A 20,352-nucleotide genomic window follows, 5' to 3' on the forward strand; every position below is an offset into this window, starting at 1 on the left:
ACCTCAGGAACGCACGAGGCGGGCGATCGCGGCCGAGGCCTCGCGTACCTTCTCCTCGGCGTCCTCGCCGCCGCCCGCGATGGCCTCCGCCACGCAGCACGCCATGTGCTCGTCCAGCAGCGCGAGGGCGAACGACTGCAACGCCCTTGTCGCCGCCGAGACCTGGGTGAGCACGTCGATGCAGTACGTGTCGTTCTCCACCATGCGCTGGAGCCCCCGCACCTGGCCCTCGATGCGGCGCAGCCGCTTGAGCACGTCGTCCTTCTGGTGGCTGTACCCGGTCATCGCCGCCCCCTTCGCCGTGCCCCAAGTGTGCCCGGTCGCGCGGGAGCACGACGACCCCGTGGCGGAACAGTCCGCCGCGGGGCCGAAGTTGCGGGGCTGAAGTCGCGGACCGAACTGGCGAACCCGGGCAGCCTCAGTACGACAGTCCGTGTCCGAACTCGTAGACGGCGTCCGTGCCGTCGCTCGGGACGTCCGACCGCTGCGCTGCCACGTCCGCCATCGAACGCGGCAACTGGAACGGCAACCTGCCCTCGGGCGTACGCCGGCCGAACAGCACGTCCAGCAGCGGGCCGTCCGCCGCACCGTAGTTCGCCACCAGCGCCGCCGCGGCCTCGGCGATCTCCGGGACGACGGCCGGGCGTTCCAGGTAGATGTCGACCACCGTCGGTACCTTGCCGCACAGTTCGAGGATCCGCGCCAGCTCCTCCTCGCCGAAGGCGAGCGAGCCGGAGTGGAAGAACGCCTCGAACGGGCCCTCCGCCGGGTCCCACGGCGTCCGGGTGCGCAGGATCGCCACGTCCGCGTCCTCCGGTGAGGCGACCACCGTGCCGTAGCCGGCGGCGAGTTCGGCGTCGACGCCCTCGACGTACACCTTGGTGCCCGGTGCGAGCGGCAGGACCGGGGTGTCCGCGCCGTTCTTGAGCAGCGTGATCGACCGGGCCTGCGCCGCGAGACCGGCTTCGACCGACTCCGGGGTGCCGACGATCGCCGCCGCCGCCTCGACGTCCACGAACGGGTTCTCGAAAAGGCCCAGCACGAACTTCTCGCGCAGCAGCCGTCGGACCGAGGCGTCGATGCGCTCCTCGGCCACCTCGCCGTCCCGCACCAGGGCGACAACCAGTTCGGGGCACGCCTCGCCGCCGAACTGGTCGCAGCCCGCCTCGATCACCTTCCGCACGCGCTCCGACTCGCTCAGGTGCTCGACACCCCACGCGCGGGCCGGGTACGGCGTCCCGAAGATTTCGGCGTCGCTGATGATGCCCCAGTCGGTGCACACGATGCCGTCGAAGCCCAGCCCCTCGCGCAGCAGTCCGGTGATCACGCCCTTGTTGAAGCCGAAGGCGACCTCTTCCATGTCGGTCCCGACCGGCATGCCGTAGTACGGCATCATCTGCGAAGTGCCCGCTGCCAGCGCCTTCTTGAACGGTTCCAGGTGGTACGCGAAGTTGTCGCCCGGGTAGACCTGCTCCCGCCCGTTCGCGAAGTGCGGGTCGGTGCCGTCCTTCTGCGGGCCGCCGCCGGGGAAGTGCTTGGTCATCGTCGCGACCGAGTCCCGACCCAGCTCCGCGCCCTGCGCGCCCTCGATGTACGCCGCGACCATGCGCCCGGTCAGCTCCGCGTTCTCGCCGAACGTGCCGTTGATGCGCGACCACCGCGGCTCGGTGGCCAGGTCGATCTGCGGGTGCAGCGCCACGCGGATGCCGACCGCCAGGTACTCGCGGCGCATGATGTCGGCGAAGTCGCGCACCAGCTTCTCGTCGCCGATCGCCGCGAGCCCGCAGGTCTCGGGGAACTGCGAGAAGCCCCCGGCGAGCATCGCGGTGCCCGGGTTGTCGGTGAAGTGGTGGCGCGGATCGGTCGAGACGGTGACCGGGATGCCCAGGCGTGTGCCCAGCGCGATCTCCTGGACCTTGTTGTGCCACGCGGCGATCTGTGCGGGATCCGCGCCACCCATGAGGTTGAAGTGGTTCATCAGCCGCGCCTCGACCATGTCGCGCACGGTCGGCGTGCCCATGGGGGACTCGGCGGCGTCCTCGATGAGCCGCCCGTCCTCGCCCATGACGGCGATGGTCTGGAAGAGCAAGCCCGCCTTCTCCGCCAAAGTCATGCGGCCGAGAAGGTCCTCGACGCGCTCGGCGATCGGGAGCGAGGGGTCCTCGTACGGCGCGGTCGCACCGCCGCGGAAGGTGTTGCGGGCCGATTCCGCGCTGATCCGGGTCATCGTCACTGCCTCCTGGACGGGGGGTCGAGCACGTGGGCGGAGTGAGGACGACCCACGCGCATATCGTCCCATGAAAACCTACTAGTCACTAGGTTTTAGTCTGAGATGACCATGAGCGAACCCCGAGGGGACACGGGGCCCTCCGGGCCACCCGTACAATCGGCGGATTGAGTGGCGCACGACGACCGGGTGGAGGGGGCGCACACATGGTCGACGCCGTGCGCGACCTTTTGGGCTGGGCGGCCGACACCGTCACGGGCATCCTCGACTCGCTGCGCGACTGGCTGACACACGGAGCCTGGACGGAGTATCCGACCCCCGTCGTGATCACCCTCTTCATCGTCATCTGCGCGCTCTGCGTGGCCTTCTTCGTGCCGAAGACCCTCCTCGCCCCCGCGGCGGGCGCACTCTTCGGCGCGGTCACCGGGACCGCCGTCGCGATGACCGGGACGGTCCTCGGCAGCGTCATCGCGCTGGGCGTCGGCCGCCGCATGGGCCGAGACCGGGTGCGCGGCTGGATGCACCGCAAACAGGCACTCGCCGACCTGGACGCCCGCCTCACCCGGCACGGCGTCCTGCCGGTCGTCGTGCTGCGCCTCGTCCCGGTCATGCCGGGCTTCGTGGTGAACTACGGCTCCGCCGCCACCGGCATCCGCGTGCGCCACTTCGTCATCGGGTCGTCGATAGGCCTGCTGCCCGCCACGATGGTCCAGGTGGCCGCGGGTGCGTCGGTACGCAACGGCCTGTCCATGCAGGTCGTCGTGATGGCCACCGTCGGGGTCCTGCTCATCGCCGGCGCGACCCTGTTCTTCCGCGGCCGCGGCAAGGCCCTGGCCGAGGGGACCGCGGACGGGCAGACGGAGGAGGGGCCGCCCGACGGCCGGGCCGACGACGACGGCGCCGCCACGCCCCCCACGTCGCCGGAGAAGCCGGCCGACCGGCACGCCGACAGCCAGGCCCCGGTCCCGGCAAACCGTCGGACCTGAATCCGCGACGCCCCGACCTGGGCCTTGAACCCGGGCGCGATGCCTTGACCTGGGCCGTGAACCGGGCGCGACGTCCCGACCTGGGCCTTGAACCCGGCCGTGTCAGGCCGCGTCAGTCGGGAGGCGGCGGCTCGGCCGAGCCTTCCGTCACCGGCGCCGCGCTCCTGCGGCGCTGCTTGATCCGGTCCAGCGCGACGGAGACCCCCGCGCCCAGGAACACCAGGTTGAAGACGATGTTCACCATCACCGCGACGCGGGCGGCCTGCCCCACGGCGCTGATGTCGCCGTACCCCACGGTCGCCGCCGTCACAAGGGTGAAGTACAGCCCGTCCGTCCGGGTCTCCAGACCGCTGAACTGCCCGCTGTCCTGGGCCATCCGGTGGTACACCGTGGCGAAGAAGACCATGCTGACCACCACCGTCAGGAGCAGACCCTCGGCACGCCCGGGCACCGACCCGCGGCCGTCCCGCGTGATCAGGAACAGGATCAGCCCGGCCAGCCCCAGCACGCACACCCCGAAGGCCACCGTCCGGACCGCGAACGACGCGTCATCGGCGTCCTGCGGCAGGACGTAGTACGCCACGACCACCAGGACCAGCGCGGCGAGCGTCCGCAGCGCCATCCACCACCCGGCCGATCTCGCCTGCGCGCCCATGGACCCTCCAAAGCCGCCTTCCATGCTGTGCCCCACAGGACGTTCCCGCCACACAGGCACCTCGGTGCTCTGCTGTTGCGGGCCCCCGCACCCCGGGTTTGACTGGCCATCAGGACGTCATCGGGGATGCCGCGGTGCCCGCGGCGTCCGCAAAAGCGCTCCGGCGTCCGTGAACCGGGAAGGCGGCGGAGACGCACGATGGAATTGGGACCCGTCGACTACATCGTGGTCGAGTTCCCCGGCAGCAGGTTCCGCGGTGAGATCGGCCCCGCCCTCGCGGCGCTGGTCAACAGCGGCACGATCCGCATCCTCGACCTCACCTTCATCCGCAAGACGCCCGACGGCGAGACGGTGCACCAGGAGCTGGACACCCTGGACCCCGCCGACGTCGCGGCCTTCGACGACGTCGACGGCACCATCGCCGGGCTGCTGAACGAGGACGACATCGACCTCATCGCGGAGGACCTGCCGGCCGACTCGTCGGCGGCGGTCGTCGTCTTCGAGAACACCTGGGCCGCACGCATCGCCACCGCGATCGGACGCGCGAACGGCCGGGTCGCGGCGTTCGAGCGCATCCCCGCCGCCGCCGCGGAGGCCGCCCTGATGGCCGTGGCCGCCCAGGGCGCCTGAGGACACCTGAGGCCACCTGAGGATCCCTGAGAACAGGAGCAGAGCCATGCTGATGCGAGGACCCATGATGGGCCGCCGCGGCCCCGGGCTGCTGGGCGCCGCGGTGCGCACCGCCGTGGTCGCCGGGACGGCGTCCGCGGTCAGCGGCCGCGTGCGCGAGCACCAGGCGAACCGGATGGCCGAGCAGGACGCCGCCGCGCAGTACCAGGCGGAGCAGCCGCAGGCCCAGGCGTACGCCCCGCAAGGCGCCTCCGCCCCGCCGCCCCCGGCCGCCGACCCCGTCGTCGACCAGCTCGAACGCCTGGCCCGACTCCGTGACCAAGGCGTGCTCAGCGACGCCGAGTTCGCGGCGCAGAAGGCCCGCATCCTCGGCGGCTGAGGTGGCGGCGCTGGTCTCCGGCGGGGTGTTCCTGGCTCTCATCGCCGCCTGCCACCTGGCGCTGGGCGGCGTCGGGCGCGCGGTACGCCGGCGGCGCCGCCCCGTCGAGGTACGGGTCCGGCGCCGCCGCTCCGAGGCCGGTCGCAGTCCCTCCGACGAACGCCGCCGCGGTCCCGCCGACGTCCGCCGCCGTCCCTCCGCCGCGCGCCGCCGCCCCGCTCAGCCGTCGTAGCCGAGGTTGAACGTGTCCGGGTCCGGCCCCGTGCGGCGGCCCCGGTCCAGGTTGGCGATCGCCTCGGCGTCGGCCTCGTCCAGGTCGAAGTCGAACACCGCGATGTTCTCCGCGATCCGCGACGGCGTGACGGACTTCGGGATCACGATGGTGCCCTGACGCACGTGCCAGCGCAGCACCACCTGGGCGGGCGTGCGGCCGTGCTTCTCCGCGATCCCGGTGATCACCGAGTCGGTGAGCAGCGCGCCGCCCTTGGCCAGCGGGCTCCACGCCTCCGTCTTGACCCCGAACTCGTCGTGGAAGGCCCGCAGTTCGCGCTGCTGGAGGTACGGGTGCAGCTCGACCTGGTTGACGGCCGGGACCACGCCGGAGCCGTCGAAGAGGCGTTCGAGGTGCGGGATCTGGAAGTTCGAGACGCCGATCGCGCGGATCCGCTGGTCGGCGTACAGCTTCTCGAACGCCTGCCACGTGTCGAGGTAGCGGTCGGCGGCGGGCATCGGCCAGTGGATGAGGTACATGTCGATGTAGTCCAGCCCGAGCTTGTCCAGGCTGTCGTCGAACGACGCGAGGGTCGTGTCGTACCCCTGCCGGCGGTTCCACAGTTTGGTGGTCACGAACAGCTCGTCGCGCGGAATGCCGGACGCGGCGATCGCGGCACCCACGCCGCTCTCGTTCTCGTACGCCGACGCCGTGTCGATGCTGCGGTACCCGGCGTCCAGCGCGGCGCGCACCGCCACTTCGGTCTCCGCGGGCGGCACCTGCCATACGCCGAAGCCGAGTTGCGGGATCGACACGCCGTTGTTGAGGGTGATGTTCGGGACGCTGTTCACGGGTGGTTCCTCCGGACGTTCGACACGTGGTCCCCTGATCATCGCCAATCGGCGGCGCGAACCCCCGCATCCCGCGCCGGAGATCGACGAAGCCCGCCCCGGGGCGACTCCGGGACGGGCTTCGGGGCGTTCAGCCGGTCAGCAGGCCCATGCTGCGCGCCCGGTTCAACCAGTCGGGGTATTCCTCCATCATGAGGTCGAACAGCGCCTCGTCGGTGAGGTTCGCCGGGTCGGTCACCGCGAAGAACGCGGCATTGTCGGTGTAGCGGCCCTGGAGGTTGTCGAGCTCCTCCAGGAACGCGAAGCCGCCGGTGAGCTTTTCGATGAGCTTGTTCTGGAGGCGCTCGGCCAGCTTCGGCTTCTTCTTCGGCCCGGTCTGCACGGTCGCCGACGGGTCCACCTTGTCGACCGCCTTCGGCGACGGGCCGATGCCCATGAACTGCCAGAAGATCGGCTCGTAGCTGGAGTACGTCACCTGCTCGCGCGTCAGTTGCTCGGTGCTGGTCATGCCGTCCGTGATGAACATGACGTACACCGGCACGCGGTCGGCCAGCGGTGCGTGGCGCGGCCCCGAGGACTTGAAGTAGTTCTCGCGCAGCAGCCGCATCGCGGCGGCGTAGTCGGTGCCGCCCTCCAGCGGGTAGCGCTGGAGCATCTGGTTCGTCCAGCCCTGGTACTGCTTGAGGTTGAGGGTCCCGGCCTCGTGCCCGTTCTGGCCGAACAGGAAGACGTCGACCTCGCCGTTGTCGTCGAAGCGCAGGCCGAGCGACAGCACGCGCTCGACGAGCGCCTGCACCTTGCCGGACTGGAAGAGGTTCTGCATCGACGCGGAGATGTCGAGGCACAGCGCGACCCGCGCCGTGTGCTCGCCCAGGCCGCGCTTCTCCAGGCTGACCGCGGCCTTCTTCGTCAGGTCGAGCAGCCGCCCGTGACCCTCCTCGCCGAGACGTTTCTCCATGTTGACGAGCTTCTGCTTCTTCAGGCTGACCGTGCCCGACGCGGGGGCCGCCTGCGGCGGTGCGGTCTGCGGGACGGGCGGGGCCCCGGCCGGCGCCGTGGGCGCGGTCGGCAGCGTGCGCACCGCCGGGTTCGGGGCGGTCTGCACCGCGGACGGCGGCATCGGCGGCGGCGTGTACCCGGCCGCGGGGGCGGGCGGCGCCTGCGGGGCGGCGGGGGGCTCCGGCTCGGCGTCCACCGCGATGCCGAAGTCGGTGGCCAGGCCCGCCAGACCGGACGCGTACCCCTGCCCGACCGCGCGGAACTTCCAGGCGCCGTTGCGCAGGTACAGCTCGCCGAACAGGAACGCGGTCTCGGTCGTGGCGTCCGCGATGTCGAACACCGCGTGCTCGCGCCCGGCCTCGTCGAGCAGCTTCAGGGCCAGGCCGGGCACCTGCCCGAACGTCCCGCCGTCCGCCGACGCGCCCACGACGATGCGCACGACGTCGGCCGGCACGCGGCTCAGGTCGACCCGTATGGCGTCGGTCGCGGTGCCGTCGGAGGCGTTCTGCTTGCCGGCGTGCGCGACCGCGCCCGACGGGTGCGCGGGCTGGTTGTAGAAGATGAAGTCCTCCTCGCCGCGCACCTTGCCGGTGTCGGCCAGGAGCAGGGCGGAGACGTCGACGTCCGGCGCACCGCCGGTCCGCCAGGAGACCACCGCACGCAGAGCGGTGGTCGGGACTGGGATGTTCGCGCCTTTGGACATCGTGGTCATGCTGCACATCATGCACGCTCGGCGGCCCTGCCGGGCGACGGGTCCGGTGAACTCGGCGAGCCTCGTCCGCAGGGCCTACCCGGGCCTCCTCCGCGCGGCCGACGAGCCGTGTCCGGCCGCCTACTTCCAGCGGTCGAACGGCCTGTCGAGGACGTACCGGCCGTCCTCGCCGCGCAGCAGCGCCCGGGTCTCGCCGTTGCCCGGGTTCGACAGGCATTCGAACTCCTCCACCGACCAGTGGAACCAGCGCATGCAGAACAGGCGCATGGTCAGGCCGTGGGTGACCAGCAGGACGTTGCGGTCCGGCCCGTACCGCAGCGCGTGCCGGGCGAAGTCGCGGTGCGCGGTCTCCAGGAACGAGCTGACCCGGTCGTACACGTCCGCGCCGCTCTCGCCGTGCGCGAAGCGGTAGTAGAAGTGCCCGTACGCGTCCCGCGCCGCCCGCTGCCGCTCCATGTCGGCGAGGTCCTGGATATTGCCCCAGTCCTGCTCGCGCAGGCGCGGCTCCTCCTTGGCCCGGGTGCGCTCCGGATGCAGCCCCAGCAGACGGAAGGTCTCGCGCGTGCGGCGGTACGGCGACACGAACGCCGTCACGTGGTCGGTGCCGAACAGCGCGCGGAGCTCGCGCCCGGCCTCCTCGCACTGCTTGCGCCCGCGCTCGGTCAGCTCCAGCGCGTGGTCCGGCACCCGCTCGTAGATCGCCGGGTCGACGTTGCCCTGCGACTCGCCGTGCCGGATCAGGACGATGCGCTTGGGCCGTGCGACGGCGTCGATGACGCCCGGGCTCTCGATCATGCCGGGACTCTACGGCCCCCGGGCCTTGCGGTCCGCCCCCGGGCGGCCCCGCGTCACGCCGGGACTCTACGGCCCCCGGGGCCTCGCGGCCCGCCCTCGGCCGGCCCCGCGTCACGCCGGGACTCACGGCCCCGGGCCTTGCGGTCCGCCCCCGGGCGGCCCCGCGTCACGCCGGGACTCTACGGCCCCCGGGGCCTCGCGGCCCGCCCTCGGCCGGCCCCGCGTCACGCCGGGACTCACGGCCCCGGGCCTTGCGGTCCGCCCCCGGGCGGCCCCGCGTCACGCCGGGACTCTACGGCCCCCGGGGCCTCGCGGCCCGCCCTCGGCCGGCCGCGTGTTCGGCCCCGCGGCCTATCCACCGCCGGCCCCCCGTCGACCCCGCGGCCGGCCTCGCGACCTGCGGCGATTCGCATATTTCGCGGTTCGCGAGCGGTGTGTGCTAACGTCGTACTCGTTGCAGTTGTGGTTCCCAGCGAAATCTGTGTGCACCTGTCGAGTTGTAACGGCAGGTGCATTTTTTGGTTTCGGTGGATGTTTTCGGTGTCGGTGCTTGCGCCGTTTCCCGAATTCAGGGTGATCATCACAGCGACACCGGATCCGCGCGGTGCGGATTCGTGGACCTTCCCCTGAAGGAGAGAAATATGGCTACCGGTACCGTCAAGTGGTTCAACTCGGAAAAGGGCTTCGGCTTCATCGCGCAGGACGGCGGCGGCGACGACGTCTTCGCGCACTTCTCGGCGATCCAGGCGAACGGCTTCCGCGAGCTCATCGAGGGCCAGCAGGTCGAGTTCGACGTGGTTCAGGGCCAGAAGGGCCTCCAGGCGGAGAACATCCGCACCATCGGCTGAACCGAGCCTTCCCGCTCACTCACCCGCAGGGGGGGGGGGGGGGGGGGNGAGTTCGACGTGGTTCAGGGCCAGAAGGGCCTCCAGGCGGAGAACATCCGCACCATCGGCTGAACCGAGCCTTCCCGCTCACTCACCCGCAGGGGCTCGTACCGGCACTTCGCCGGTACGAGCCCCTGCGGCGTTGTCGCTCTCTTGCGGGTGGCCGCTCTCCCGTCGGCCGTCACTCTCCGGGCGGCGGCGATCTCCCGTCAGCGGCGTTCTCCGGTCAGCGGTCGCTGTCCGCCGGCTCGCGCACCAGCTCGGCCAGCTCCGCGTCGACCTTGCGGGCGTGCTCCTCGGCGTCCGCCCGCGCCTTCCGCGGGTCCCAGCGCCCGGCCATCAGGAAGACCGTCGGCAGGAACAGCGCCTGGCACGCGATGGTGAACCACCACCACCGCTCCCACTCGTCCGGCGCCCGCTCCTGGGCCGCGAGGACGTCCGGGGCGTACTTGTCGAGCGTGCGCAGAGCCTCCGCCTTCGCCTGGACCTCCATGAGCTTGTCCATGCCCACGGTCTGGACGGCCCGGATCCGCAGTTCGAGCGGTATGTCCTGCTCGTTCGGGTACCTGTCCAGCTCGGCGAACAGCTCGGGATGCGCCTGCACGGTCTGCGCCGCCGTACCCGCCTCCGCGGCCGCCGCCTCGACCTTCGCGCCGTCGTTCACCAACGGGGTGACGGCCGTGACGATGATTGGCGTGAAGATCGCCGACACCGAAACGACGACGCGCAGCGTCCAGCCCCACACCGCCAGCCCGACCGCGGTCGCCGCCGGGTTGTGGCGCTCGACCGTCTCGGTGAACGCCGCCATCCACGGCGCGAACGTGAAGCCGCTGAAGACGCCGATCCCGACCAGCAGCCAGGCGAAGTGGTAGTAGCCGGTGCTCGGGTCGTCGGTGCGCATCAGGAACAGCAGGGTGAAGACCACGGTGCCGACGCCGCCCAGGATCATGAACGGTTTTCGCACCTTGAGCAGGTCGGACACGATGCCGACGAACACCAGCGACAGCGCGTTGGCCACCCAGTACCAGTTGGCCAGGGCGTTCGTCCGCTGTTCGGAGTAGCCGAAGGCGGTTGCGTAGTAGACGACCAGGTTGCCGACCGCCGAGTAGTAGAACATCAGGTGCAGGCTGATGCCGAGGGTCGGGACGACGATGTCCGGCCGCATCATCTGCTTCCACTGGCCCTTGAGCATCTGCTCGGTGTCCAGGCCGCGGGCCTTGGCCTCGACGAGTGCCTGGTCGCGCAGGCTGACCATGAGCTGGTCGCGCAGCGGCGGCGACAGTTCGCGCAGGCCGAAGAAGGCGATCACGAACACCGCGAGCCCCGCGTACCCGGCGAAGCGGAACTGGTCCTCCCAGCCGTAGCTGTCAAGGGTGTTGCTGGTGACGATCGTCGTGGTGAGCGAGCCGATGACCGGTCCGAGCGTCCAGAAGCCCATCGCCGCGGCCCGGCCGATCTGCGGCGAGAAATCGCGGATCAGGGCGGGGGAGGCGACCAGGACGATGCCCTCGACGAAGCTGACGATGGCCATGTAGACCATGAGCTGGGTCTTGGACTGGGCGTTGGGCACCGCGAAGACGATCAGCAGGCCGACGAGGAGCAGGCCGTACACGACCAGATTCGCGCGGCCCCAGCGGTCCGCGAGACCGGCCAGCAGCGAGGCGAAGGCTCCGGCCAGGTTGCCCACCACGGAGATCATCGTGGCGAACATGTACGTCATGCCGAACTCGGAGATCAGGGACGTCGAGACCGAGTACTGCACGTAGAGCTCGTAGTAGAGGACGATGCCGGCCAGCGTCGATATGAACAGGTAGAACACCCGCGGACCGGTCTCGGGATAGCGGTCCAACTGCCGATTCCACAGCGGCCCCAAGGGACTTCGGGGCGGAGCCGCCGCGACGGCGGTCTCGGGTTCTCTTGCGCCTGCGTCACCGCTGGGCGACGTGGTTTCGGACATGCGGCCTCCTCGGAGCGCCCGGGACATGAGCGGTGCGGATTGCCGAACTGGTGCGTGGCACATGCGTGATGCGGCGTGTACGCGGTGCGAAGAGCGGGAGGCGAGCGTAGTGCCGGGCGGTTACACGTACCAGAGGCATAGCTAACGTTCGATCGGTAATTTGCCCGGCCGGTACCTTGCGGTGATTCGGGGGAGACCTGCGCCTATTCGGGCAGGACCAGCGCGGGGCGGCGCGGGTCGTCCCAGCGCACCACGATGTCCGCGGACTCCTCGGGGAAGCACTCCGCGCGGTAGCGGTCGTACGCGGGAAGTGTCCACCGCGCGTCGGCGTCGGTACGGCGTTCCAGCGCGCCCGGGGACAGGCTGAGATGCACCGTCAGATCGATCGGCAGGCCGCGTCCGATCAGCAGCGCTCCGTCGAGCAACAGCACGCCACCCGGCGGGAGTTCGACGTACCCGGCTCGCGTGGCCCGGTCGCGCTCGGCGTCCCACAGGCTCGGCAGCATGCGCCCGTCGCCGTCCGGACCGAGCGGGTCGAGGACTTCGCGCTGGAGGCCCTTCTCGTCGAGCCACGACCAGTAGAACGAATCCGCGTCGTGGCGACCGTGTTCCAGCCGGACGGACGCGGGACGCAGGAAGTCGTCGGCGGACACCCGCCGCACGGGATGCCCTGCGGTCCGCAGCGGCGCGACCATCGCATCGGCCAGCACGCCGGGCTCGGCGGCCGCGGCGCCGTCCACGGCCACCCGCAGCCGCCGGTCGCGCGGCACCGCCTCGGCGACCACCCCGGCAAGGTGCTCGGCCAACGCCTCGGGAGTCAGGGGACGTACACGCACGCACCCATCCTGCACCGCCGCGTCACGGACCGACGCGACCGGCGCCTCGACCGGAGATGGATTCCGGCTGCCTATGCTCGCGGGATGACCGATTACTCCGCACTTCCGTCGGCCGAGTTCGGGTTCCCCGGACCGCTGTGCGACAAGTTGGTATCGGCGATTCTGACCGGCGCGAAGACGTCGACGACGGGGCTTCTCGTCGACTACGAGGTCGAAGGGGAGCCGCTTCCGACCGTCGGCACGCGTCAGGTCGTCGTCGACTCCGACATGCGTCCGGTGGCCGTCATCGAGGTGACCGAGGTGCGCACCGTGCCGCTGCGCGACGTCGACTGGCCGCATGTCCGCGACGAGGGCGAGGGAGATGAGTCGATCGCCTCATGGCGGGCAGCCCATGAGGCCTTCTGGCACAGCTCCGAGATGCGCGAGGCGCTCGGCGATCCGCACTTCGAGGTGGACGACGACACCATCGTGGTCGCCGAGCGCTTCCGCCTCGTCGAGCGCATCCAGGGAGCAGGAGGCTAGTGCGGTGGCCGACGAGGTCCACGGGTTCTAGACCCAGCGGGGTGGGCGGCGTTCCTTTCGGGCGCGCATGCCTTCGGCGGCTTCCTCGGAGGCGAACAGGGTCGCGGACAGGCGGACTGTGGCCTCGCCGTCGGCCGCGACGCGTTCGGCGAGGGCGGTGTTGAGCAACTTCTTGGTCTCGACGAGGCCCTGACGGGACGCCAGGCGCAGGCCCGCGAGCAGGTGTTCGGCCGCGGCGTCGGTGCCCTCGACGCCGTCGCCGGCCAGGGTCAGGAGGCCGATGCGCGCCGCCTCGGCGCCGTCGAACTCCTCTCCGGTGAGGAAGTACCGCGCGGCGGCACGGGGTTCGAGGCGCGGGAGGGTGCTCAGCGAGATGATCGCGGGCGCGAGCCCGAGGCGCACTTCGGAGAACGCGAAGGACGTGGAGGCGGGCGCGACCGCGAAGTCGCAGGCGCCGACCAGGCCCAGGCCCCCGGCGCGGGCGTTGCCGCGCAGGTGCGCGAGGACCGGGACCGGTAGTTCGATGACGGCGCGGAGCAGGTCGAGGAGGTGTTGCGTGCCGCGGGCCATGCCGCCCTCCGCGGCCTCCTTGAGGTCGGCTCCCGCGCAGAAGGTGGGGCCGGTGTGGGTGAGCACGACCGCGCGTACGGAGGCGTCGGAGGCGACCGCGGCCAGGTGCGCGCCGAGTTCGTCCATCAGAGCGGCGGACAGCGCGTTGCGGTTGGTGGGTGAGTCGAGGGTGATGGTGGCGATCGCCGCGTCTCGGGTGAGGGTGACCAGGGGCATGGGGCGCGCGTCCTCCGGGAGTTGGGTGCGGGGTGGGGCGTCGGGGCGTACCACAGTGGGAAGTTCGGGCTGACGCGGGCGACGCCGTCGGATCCGGCGGAGGTCAGTCGCCCGCCGCGGCGAATGCGCCGAGGGCGAGGGTGCGCAGCAGGGCGGCCATCGTGTCGGGGCCGGGCGGGCGGGGGCCGCGGTGTCCGGCCGCCGCGCTGTGCGGGGTGGAGTTGAGCAGGCCGAACACGGCGTGGACGGACGCGCGGGCCTGGGCTTCGGTGGCGGGCTGCGATTCGCGCGCGAACCCGGGGTAGGCGTCGACGACCACGCCCACCCATATCTCCACGTAGGCGCGCTGGAGCCGCCGCACCTTGCGCTGGTCGGTGTCCGGCAGGCTCGCGAGGTCGCGGTCGTGCAGCACGATCAGCGCGGGCTCGGCGAGGGCGAAGTCGATGTGCCGGGAGATGAGGGCGTCCAGTTGTCCGGACGGGGTGCCGTGCTCCGCCAGGCACGCCCGCCCGCCGGACAGCAGCCGCTCGCTGATGCCGATCAACAGCTCGGCGAGCATCGCGTCCTTGCCCCGGAAATGCCGGTAGAGGCCGGGGCCGGTGATGCCGGACGCGGCGCCGATCTCGTCGACGCTGACGCCGTGGAAGCCGCGGGCCGCGAAGAGGCGCGCGGCCTCGCGCAGGATCTGCGCGCGGCGCGGACTGGTGACCTGATCGACCGACATGGCGACCATGCTAGACACGGATGTGAACGATCGCTAACGTCGGGTCCATCGAGTTCTGTTAACGATCGCTAACAGGCGGCCGGAGGCGGGACGAGGCGACACACGGAGGCGGCGGCATGCGGGCAACCCCCACGACCACCGGCGTCCGCGCGAACGGAACCGCGCGTGCCGGTGCGGCGCCCGCGGCGGGGCTCGGGCCGCGCCTGGGCACACGCGCGGACGTCCACGGCGAGGCGTACCGGGCGAACACGCTCGCCCACATGGGTGAAGTCGCGGAGTTGCGCCGCCGGCTCGCGACCGCGGCGCTCGGCGGCGGTGAGACCGCGCGCGCCCGGCCCACCGCCCGCGGCAAGCTGCTGCCTCGCGAGCGGGTGGACGCGCTGCTCGACCCCGGTTCGCCGTTCCTGGAGGTCGCCCCGCTCGCCGCCGACGGGCTCTACGACGGCGCCGCCCCGGCCGCGGGCGTCGTCGCGGGCATCGGGCGGGTGTCCGGGCGCGAGGTCATGGTCGTCGCCAACGACGCGACCGTGAAGGGCGGCACCTACTACCCCCTGACCGTCAAGAAGCACCTGCGCGCGCAGGAGATCGCGTACGAGAACCGCCTGCCGTGCGTGTACCTCGTCGACTCGGGCGGCGCCTTCCTGCCCATGCAGGACGAGGTCTTCCCGGACCGCGACCACTTCGGCCGCATCTTCTTCAACCAGGCCCGCATGTCGGCCGCGGGGATCGCGCAGATCAGCGCGGTGCTCGGGTCCTGCACGGCGGGCGGCGCGTACGTCCCCGCGATGAGCGACCAGACCGTCATCGTGCGCAACCAGGGCACCATCTTCCTGGGCGGCCCGCCGCTGGTGAAGGCCGCGACAGGCGAGGTGGTCACGGCGGAGGAGCTGGGCGGCGGCGAGGTGCACGCCCGCACCTCCGGGGTGGTCGACCACCTGGCCGAGGACGACGCGCACGCGCTGCGCATCGTCCGGGACATCGTGGCCGGGCTGGGCCCGCGCGCGCCCCGGCCGTGGGACGTCGCCCCGGTCGAGGAGCCCGCGGTGGACCCGGTCGGGCTTTACGGGGTGGTCCCGGCCGACAACCGGACGCCCTACGACGTACGCGAGGTCATCGCCCGCATTGTCGACGGCTCGCGCTTCTCGGAGTTCAAGGCCGAATACGGCGCGACGCTTGTCACCGGGTTCGCGCGCGTACACGGGCACCCGGTCGGCATCGTCGCCAACAACGGCATCCTCTTCTCCGAATCGGCCATGAAGGGCGCGCACTTCATCGAGTTGTGCGACCAGCGCGCAATCCCGCTGCTGTTCCTTCAGAACATCACCGGCTTTATGGTCGGCAAGGCCTACGAGAACGGCGGCATCGCGAAACACGGCGCGAAGATGGTCACCGCCGTCGCCACAACGCGCGTCCCCAAGTTGACCGTGGTGGTGGGCGGTTCACACGGCGCGGGCAATTACTCGATGTGCGGCCGGGCCTACTCGCCGCGCTTTTTGTGGATGTGGCCGGGCGCGAAGATCTCCGTCATGGGTGGCGAGCAGGCCGCCACCGTCCTCGCGACGGTCAAGCGCGACCAACTCGCGGCGCGAGGCGAGGATTGGCCGGACGCGGACGAGGCGGCCTTCCGCCAGCCGGTGCTCGACCAGTACGAGCGGCAGGGCAGCGCGTACTACGCCACCGCCCGATTGTGGGACGACGGCGTCATCGACCCGTTGGACACCCGGACCGTTGTCGGGCTCGCGCTGACCGCGTGCGCCAACGCCCCCCTCGCCGACCCGGGCTTCGGCCTCTTCCGGATGTGAGCCGCCGCATGTTCGACACGGTCCTCATCGCCAACCGGGGCGAGATCGCCAGCCGCATCGCCGCGACACTCGAACGCCTCGGAATCCGCGCGGCGTTCGTCTACACGGACGCCGACGCGGGCGCCCCGCACGTGCTCGACGCGGACGTCGCGGTACGCGTGCCCGACTACCTCGACATCCCGGCGGTGGTCGCCGCGGCGGTGCGGGTGGGCGCGGACGCCGTGCATCCGGGGTACGGATTCCTCGCCGAGAACGCGGCGTTCGCACGCGCCGTCGAGGACGCCGGCATCGCCTTCGTCGGACCGCCCGCCCAGGCCATCGAGTTGATGGGCGACAAGATCCGCGCGAAGCAGACGGTGGCCGCGTTCGGGGTGCCGGTCGTGCCCGGCAGCAGCGGCAGCGGCCTGACTGACGCCCAACTCGCCGACGAGGCGAGGAAGGTGGGCTTCCCGGTGCTGCTCAAGCCGTCCGCGGGCGGCGGCGGCAAGGGCATGCATCTCGTGCGCGACGAACGGCTGTTGGCGGACGAGATCGCCGCCGCGCGCCGTGAGGCGGCCGGTGCCTTCGGCGACGACACGCTGCTCGTCGAACGCTGGATCGACCGGCCGCGCCACATCGAGGTCCAGATCCTCGCCGATACGCACGGCAACGTCATCCACCTCGGCGAGCGCGAATGCAGCCTCCAGCGGCGGCACCAGAAGATCGTGGAGGAGGCCCCGTCCCCGCTGCTGGATGACGAGACGCGGGCCGCCATGGGTGCGGCGGCCGTCGAGGCCGCCCGCTCGTGCGGCTATGCCGGCGCGGGCACGGTCGAGTTCATCGTGTCGGCGGACAACCCCGACGAGTACTTCTTCATGGAGATGAACACGCGGCTCCAGGTCGAGCACCCGGTCACCGAGGCGATCACCGGGCTCGACCTGGTCGAGTGCCAGATCGACATCGCCGCGGGCGACCAACTGCCTTTTGGGCAGGATGAGTTGTTGTTGAACGGCCATGCGGTCGAAGCGCGCGTGTATGCCGAGGACCCGGACCGGGGCTTCCTGCCGGGCGGTGGGCGCGTACTGCTGCTGGAGGAGCCCGGGCACCTGGCGCGCGTGGACTCGGGGCTCGCGCAGGGTGTCGAAGTCGGTACCGGCTACGACCCCATGCTCGCCAAGGTGATCGCGCACGGCGCCGACCGCGACGAGGCGCTGCGCGGCCTGCGCGCCGCGCTCGCCGAGACCGTGGTGCTCGGCGTGCACACCAACATCGGTTTCCTGTCCCGGCTCCTCGCGCATGAGGACGTGGTGGCGGGACGCCTCGACACCGGCCTGGTCGAGGCCGCCATGCCGACGTTGCTGCGCGGGGACGTACCGCCGACCGTGCCGGTGGCCGCGGCGCTGCTCGCACACGCGGCCCTGGAGCCGGACACGTCGGACGGCTGGACGGACCCGTTCTCGGTCCCCTCGGGCTGGCGCCTCGGCGAACACGCGGCCACCGTGCATCGGTTCCGCATCGAGGGCGGCGATCCGGTCGAGGTACGCGTGCACGGGCGGGGGCGGCACACCGAAGTGGTGTGCGGCGCCGCTGAGATGGCCGGCGATCGTTTGGCGGTGCCCGCGCACATCGTGGTCGGCGAGCCGGGACGGGTGCGGCTGACGTACGACGGCCTGACCGAGGTTTTCCGGTACGCCCTTGCCGACGACGGCAGTTGGTGGATCTCGCACGGGGCGGACACCTGGCGCGCGGTCCCGTTCGACCCGGTCGAGTCGGGTCCCGGGGCGGGCGGCTCGGCGGGCGACGGCACGCTGGTGGCCCCCATGCCGGGCACCGTCACCGTCGTCAAGGCGGCGGCGGGGGAGCGGGTGACGGAGGGTCAGGCGGTCGTGGTCGTCGAGGCGATGAAGATGGAGCACGCGGTGACGGCGCCTTTCGACGGTGTGCTGGCCGAGGTGCGGGTGGACGGCGGGTCGCGGGTGGCGCTGGACGAAGTCCTGGCGCTGGTGCATGCGGAGGACGGCAGCGGGGACGCGGTCGAGGGCGGTGCCCAGGACGCGGGTGGGGGCACCCCTGAAGACGCGGCGGTCCAGGCGGCGACTCGGGACGCAGCGGCTCGGGACGCGACGGTTCGGGAGGCAGCGACTCGGGGCGCGGCGGTTCGAGACGCGACCGTTCAGACCCAGGCCGCCGAAGGCGAGGACAAGTCATGACCGACGCACTGCCCATGGTCGTTCCCGAACCCGGGCTCCCGCCCCGGGTGAGGATCCACGAAGTCGGCCCCCGCGACGGGCTCCAGAACGAATCGGCGGTCGTCCCGGCCCACGTGAAGGCCGAGTTCATCCGGCGGCTCGCCAAGACCGGGCTCACCACGATCGAGGCGACGAGCTTCGTGCCGCCTGCGTGGGTTCCGCAACTGGCGGACGCCGCCGAGGTGTTCGCGGAGATCGAGGACCTGGCCGCGGTGGACCTGCCGGTGCTCGTCCCCAATCAGCGCGGGCTCGACCGGGCGTTGGAACTGGGCGCGCGCCACGTCGCGGTGTTCGCCAGCGCCACCGAGACCTTCGCACAGCGGAACCTCAACCGCGGACTCACCGAAGCCCTCGACATGTTCGCTCCCGTCGTGGCCCGCGCCACCGCGTCCGGGGTCCGCACCCGCGGCTACCTGTCGATGTGCTTCGGCGATCCGTGGGAGGGGGCGGTCGACCCGGCTCAGGTGGTCGATGTGGGCGTCCGCCTCATCGAGATGGGCTGCTGGCAGCTCAGCCTCGGGGACACGATCGGCGTCGCCACCCCGGGCCAGGTCACCGACATGATCGCCCGGTTCGCGCGCGCGGGGATCGACACGGACCGGCTCGCGGTGCACTTCCACGACACGTACGGCCAGGCGCTGTCCAACACCCTGGCCGCGCTCCGCACCGGGGTCGCGACGGTCGACGCGTCGGCGGGCGGGCTCGGCGGATGCCCGTACGCGAAGAGCGCCACCGGGAACCTCGCCACCGAGGACCTGGTGTGGATGCTCACCGGACTCGGCGCCGACACCGGCGTCGACCTCGGCCGCCTCGTCGCCACCAGCACGTGGATGGCCGAACACCTGGGCCGACCCAGCCCGTCCCGTACCGTCCGCGCACTCGCGGGCGAGAAGCAGCAGAGGTAGGCGACCATGCTCGACCACAGGCTCGACGACGAGCTGGAGCTGTTGCGGTCCACCGTCCGGGAGTTCGCCCGCGACGTGATCGCGCCGGTGATCGGGGACTACTACGAGCGGCACGAGTTCCCGTACCCGATCGTGCGCGAGATGGGGAAGATGGGGCTGTTCGGCCTGCCGTTCCCCGAGGAGTACGGCGGCATGGGCGGCGACTACCTCGCGCTCGGCGTCGCGCTGGAGGAACTGGCGCGCGTCGACTCGTCGGTGGCGATCACCCTGGAGGCCGCGGTCTCGCTGGGCGCCATGCCGATCCACAAGTACGGGACCGAGGAGCAGAAGCGGCACTGGCTGCCGAGGTTGTGTTCGGGGGAGATGCTGGGCGCGTTCGGCCTCACCGAGCCGGACGGCGGCTCGGACGCGGGCGCGACTCGTACCACGGCCCGGCTCGACGAGGCGACCGGCGAGTGGGTCGTCAACGGCAGCAAGAGCTTCATCACCAACTCGGGTACGGACATCACGGGTTTGGTCACGGTCACGGCCGTCACCGGCACGAAGCCGGACGGCGGCAAGGCGATCTCCACGATCATCGTCCCGTCCGGGACACCGGGCATGACGGTCGCACCCGGCTACTCGAAGGTCGGCTGGAACGCCTCCGACACGCACGAGCTCGCGTTCAGCGACTGCCGCGTGCCGGGGGAGAACCTTCTGGGCGAACTCGGCCGCGGATACGCCCAGTTCCTCGGCATCTTGGACGAAGGCCGCATCGCCATCGCCGCGTTGGCGACCGGCCTCGCGCAGGGCTGCGTAGACGAGTCGGTGCGCTACGCGGGCGAGCGGAAGGCTTTCGGCCGCCCGATCGGTGCCAACCAGGCCATCGCCTTCAAGCTCGCGGACATGGAACTTCGGGCGCACACCGCCCGCCTGACGTGGCGTCACGCGGCGTCTCGAATGGTCCACGGCGAGTCGTTCAAGCACGAGGCGGCGCTCGCGAAGCTGTACACCTCCGAGGCCGCCGTCGACAACGCCCGCGAGGCGACGCAGATCCACGGCGGCTACGGCTACATGAACGAGTACCCGGTCGCCCGCTTCTGGCGCGACTGCAAGATCCTGGAGATCGGCGAGGGGACGTCCGAGGTGCAACGCATGCTCATCGCAAGGACGCTGGGCGTGGGGGAGGCCCTGACCGCGCACTGACGCCCGGCCCGACCTCGGCGGGCCCACAGTTCGGGGGCGCCCTGGCCCTGTTGCCCGTACCGGCCGACCGGTACG

At 71.5% G+C, this 20,352-nt stretch carries 20 protein-coding genes; 10 read left to right on the forward strand and 10 right to left on the reverse strand.

Going from position 1 to position 20,352, the window contains the following annotated elements; translation table 11 throughout:
- Window positions 1-3 precede the first annotated feature (3 nt).
- Together ACRX5S_RS29900 and ACRX5S_RS29905 are read right to left on the reverse strand one after the other, a co-directional pair.
- A complete protein-coding gene (locus ACRX5S_RS29900) occupies window positions 4-285 on the reverse strand; it encodes a metal-sensitive transcriptional regulator (RefSeq protein ID WP_436776270.1) in 282 nt (93 codons plus the stop codon).
- 133 nt (window positions 286-418) lie between these two features.
- Window positions 419-2,227: a glycoside hydrolase family 3 N-terminal domain-containing protein gene (locus tag ACRX5S_RS29905; RefSeq protein ID WP_436776271.1), complete on the reverse strand. Its 1,809-nt coding sequence runs from the start codon at window positions 2,225-2,227 to the stop codon at window positions 419-421.
- A 206-nt stretch (window positions 2,228-2,433) separates the two neighbouring features.
- On the opposite strand from ACRX5S_RS29905, the gene ACRX5S_RS29910 reads away from it, so the two are divergent.
- On the forward strand, window positions 2,434-3,213 hold the full coding sequence (locus ACRX5S_RS29910) for a TVP38/TMEM64 family protein (RefSeq protein WP_436776272.1): 780 nt from the start codon (window positions 2,434-2,436) through the stop codon (window positions 3,211-3,213).
- Between the two features lie 112 nt (window positions 3,214-3,325).
- Here the strand turns inward: ACRX5S_RS29910 and ACRX5S_RS29915 are convergent, their stop codons facing one another.
- Window positions 3,326-3,868, reverse strand: a complete 543-nt coding sequence (locus tag ACRX5S_RS29915; RefSeq protein ID WP_436776273.1) for a potassium channel family protein — start codon at window positions 3,866-3,868, stop codon at window positions 3,326-3,328.
- 198 nt (window positions 3,869-4,066) lie between these two features.
- Here ACRX5S_RS29915 and ACRX5S_RS29920 point away from each other — a divergent pair, with 198 nt between their 5' ends.
- The 3 genes from ACRX5S_RS29920 to ACRX5S_RS29930 are packed head-to-tail and all read left to right on the forward strand — an operon-like array spanning window position 4,067 to window position 5,109.
- Window positions 4,067-4,498 carry a DUF6325 family protein gene (locus ACRX5S_RS29920; protein WP_436776274.1) on the forward strand — a complete coding sequence of 144 codons (432 nt, stop codon included), beginning with the start codon at window positions 4,067-4,069 and terminating at the stop codon, window positions 4,496-4,498.
- Window positions 4,499-4,544: 46 nt separating this feature from the next.
- Window positions 4,545-4,877 (forward strand): SHOCT domain-containing protein, encoded by a 333-nt coding sequence (locus ACRX5S_RS29925; RefSeq protein WP_436776275.1) that lies wholly within the window; start codon window positions 4,545-4,547, stop codon window positions 4,875-4,877.
- A 1-nt stretch (window position 4,878) separates the two neighbouring features.
- Window positions 4,879-5,109, forward strand: coding sequence for a hypothetical protein (locus ACRX5S_RS29930; RefSeq protein WP_436776276.1), 231 nt, complete (start codon window positions 4,879-4,881; stop codon window positions 5,107-5,109).
- Here ACRX5S_RS29930 and ACRX5S_RS29935 read toward each other — a convergent pair.
- The 3 genes from ACRX5S_RS29935 to ACRX5S_RS29945 all read right to left on the reverse strand — a co-directional run bounded on the left by ACRX5S_RS29935 (window position 5,097) and on the right by ACRX5S_RS29945 (window position 8,445).
- Window positions 5,097-5,939, reverse strand: coding sequence for an aldo/keto reductase (locus tag ACRX5S_RS29935; protein ID WP_436776277.1), 843 nt, complete (start codon window positions 5,937-5,939; stop codon window positions 5,097-5,099). The two genes, ACRX5S_RS29930 and ACRX5S_RS29935, sit on opposite strands and share 13 nt — an antisense overlap.
- A 130-nt stretch (window positions 5,940-6,069) precedes the next feature.
- Complete coding sequence (locus ACRX5S_RS29940) at window positions 6,070-7,650, reverse strand: VWA domain-containing protein (RefSeq protein ID WP_436776278.1); 1,581 nt, start codon at window positions 7,648-7,650, stop codon at window positions 6,070-6,072.
- Window positions 7,651-7,770: 120 nt separating this feature from the next.
- Window positions 7,771-8,445: a histidine phosphatase family protein gene (locus tag ACRX5S_RS29945; RefSeq protein ID WP_436776279.1), complete on the reverse strand. Its 675-nt coding sequence runs from the start codon at window positions 8,443-8,445 to the stop codon at window positions 7,771-7,773.
- A gap of 641 nt (window positions 8,446-9,086) precedes the next feature.
- Here ACRX5S_RS29945 and ACRX5S_RS29950 point away from each other — a divergent pair.
- Window positions 9,087-9,293, forward strand: a complete 207-nt coding sequence (locus ACRX5S_RS29950) for a cold-shock protein (protein WP_436776280.1) — start codon at window positions 9,087-9,089, stop codon at window positions 9,291-9,293.
- Between the two features lie 265 nt (window positions 9,294-9,558).
- Here ACRX5S_RS29950 and ACRX5S_RS29955 read toward each other — a convergent pair whose 3' ends face one another.
- Together ACRX5S_RS29955 and ACRX5S_RS29960 are read right to left on the reverse strand one after the other, a co-directional pair.
- Window positions 9,559-11,289, reverse strand: a complete 1,731-nt coding sequence (locus ACRX5S_RS29955) for an MFS transporter (protein ID WP_436776281.1) — start codon at window positions 11,287-11,289, stop codon at window positions 9,559-9,561.
- A gap of 203 nt (window positions 11,290-11,492) precedes the next feature.
- A complete protein-coding gene (locus tag ACRX5S_RS29960) occupies window positions 11,493-12,125 on the reverse strand; it encodes a uridine kinase (RefSeq protein WP_436776282.1) in 633 nt (210 codons plus the stop codon).
- A gap of 84 nt (window positions 12,126-12,209) precedes the next feature.
- On the opposite strand from ACRX5S_RS29960, the gene ACRX5S_RS29965 reads away from it, so the two are divergent.
- The gene (locus tag ACRX5S_RS29965) at window positions 12,210-12,647 is read left to right on the forward strand and encodes an ASCH domain-containing protein (RefSeq protein WP_436776283.1); all 438 of its coding nucleotides are present in this window, start codon (window positions 12,210-12,212) and stop codon (window positions 12,645-12,647) included.
- Between the two features lie 27 nt (window positions 12,648-12,674).
- Here the strand turns inward: ACRX5S_RS29965 and ACRX5S_RS29970 are convergent, their stop codons facing one another.
- Both ACRX5S_RS29970 and ACRX5S_RS29975 read right to left on the reverse strand, forming a co-directional pair.
- Complete coding sequence (locus tag ACRX5S_RS29970) at window positions 12,675-13,433, reverse strand: enoyl-CoA hydratase family protein (RefSeq protein WP_436776284.1); 759 nt, start codon at window positions 13,431-13,433, stop codon at window positions 12,675-12,677.
- A 103-nt stretch (window positions 13,434-13,536) separates the two neighbouring features.
- On the reverse strand, window positions 13,537-14,157 hold the full coding sequence (locus ACRX5S_RS29975; protein ID WP_436776285.1) for a TetR/AcrR family transcriptional regulator: 621 nt from the start codon (window positions 14,155-14,157) through the stop codon (window positions 13,537-13,539).
- Window positions 14,158-14,273: 116 nt separating this feature from the next.
- Between ACRX5S_RS29975 and ACRX5S_RS29980 the strand changes: the two genes are divergently transcribed.
- From ACRX5S_RS29980 to ACRX5S_RS29995, 4 genes are read left to right on the forward strand one after another with little or no spacing between them, the layout of a single operon-like run.
- Complete coding sequence (locus ACRX5S_RS29980; RefSeq protein ID WP_436776286.1) at window positions 14,274-15,959, forward strand: carboxyl transferase domain-containing protein; 1,686 nt, start codon at window positions 14,274-14,276, stop codon at window positions 15,957-15,959.
- Window positions 15,960-15,967: 8 nt separating this feature from the next.
- Window positions 15,968-18,148, forward strand: coding sequence for an acetyl/propionyl/methylcrotonyl-CoA carboxylase subunit alpha (locus tag ACRX5S_RS29985; protein ID WP_436776287.1), 2,181 nt, complete (start codon window positions 15,968-15,970; stop codon window positions 18,146-18,148).
- Window positions 18,145-19,092: a hydroxymethylglutaryl-CoA lyase gene (locus ACRX5S_RS29990; protein ID WP_436776288.1), complete on the forward strand. Its 948-nt coding sequence runs from the start codon at window positions 18,145-18,147 to the stop codon at window positions 19,090-19,092. The genes ACRX5S_RS29985 and ACRX5S_RS29990 overlap by 4 nt, the downstream gene beginning before the upstream one ends.
- Window positions 19,093-19,098: 6 nt before the next feature.
- Window positions 19,099-20,277 (forward strand): acyl-CoA dehydrogenase family protein, encoded by a 1,179-nt coding sequence (locus ACRX5S_RS29995; protein ID WP_436776289.1) that lies wholly within the window; start codon window positions 19,099-19,101, stop codon window positions 20,275-20,277.
- Window positions 20,278-20,352 lie beyond the last annotated feature (75 nt).

Origin of the sequence: Yinghuangia sp. YIM S09857, assembly GCF_051388915.1 — a bacterium.
GTDB lineage: Bacteria > Actinomycetota > Actinomycetes > Streptomycetales > Streptomycetaceae > Yinghuangia.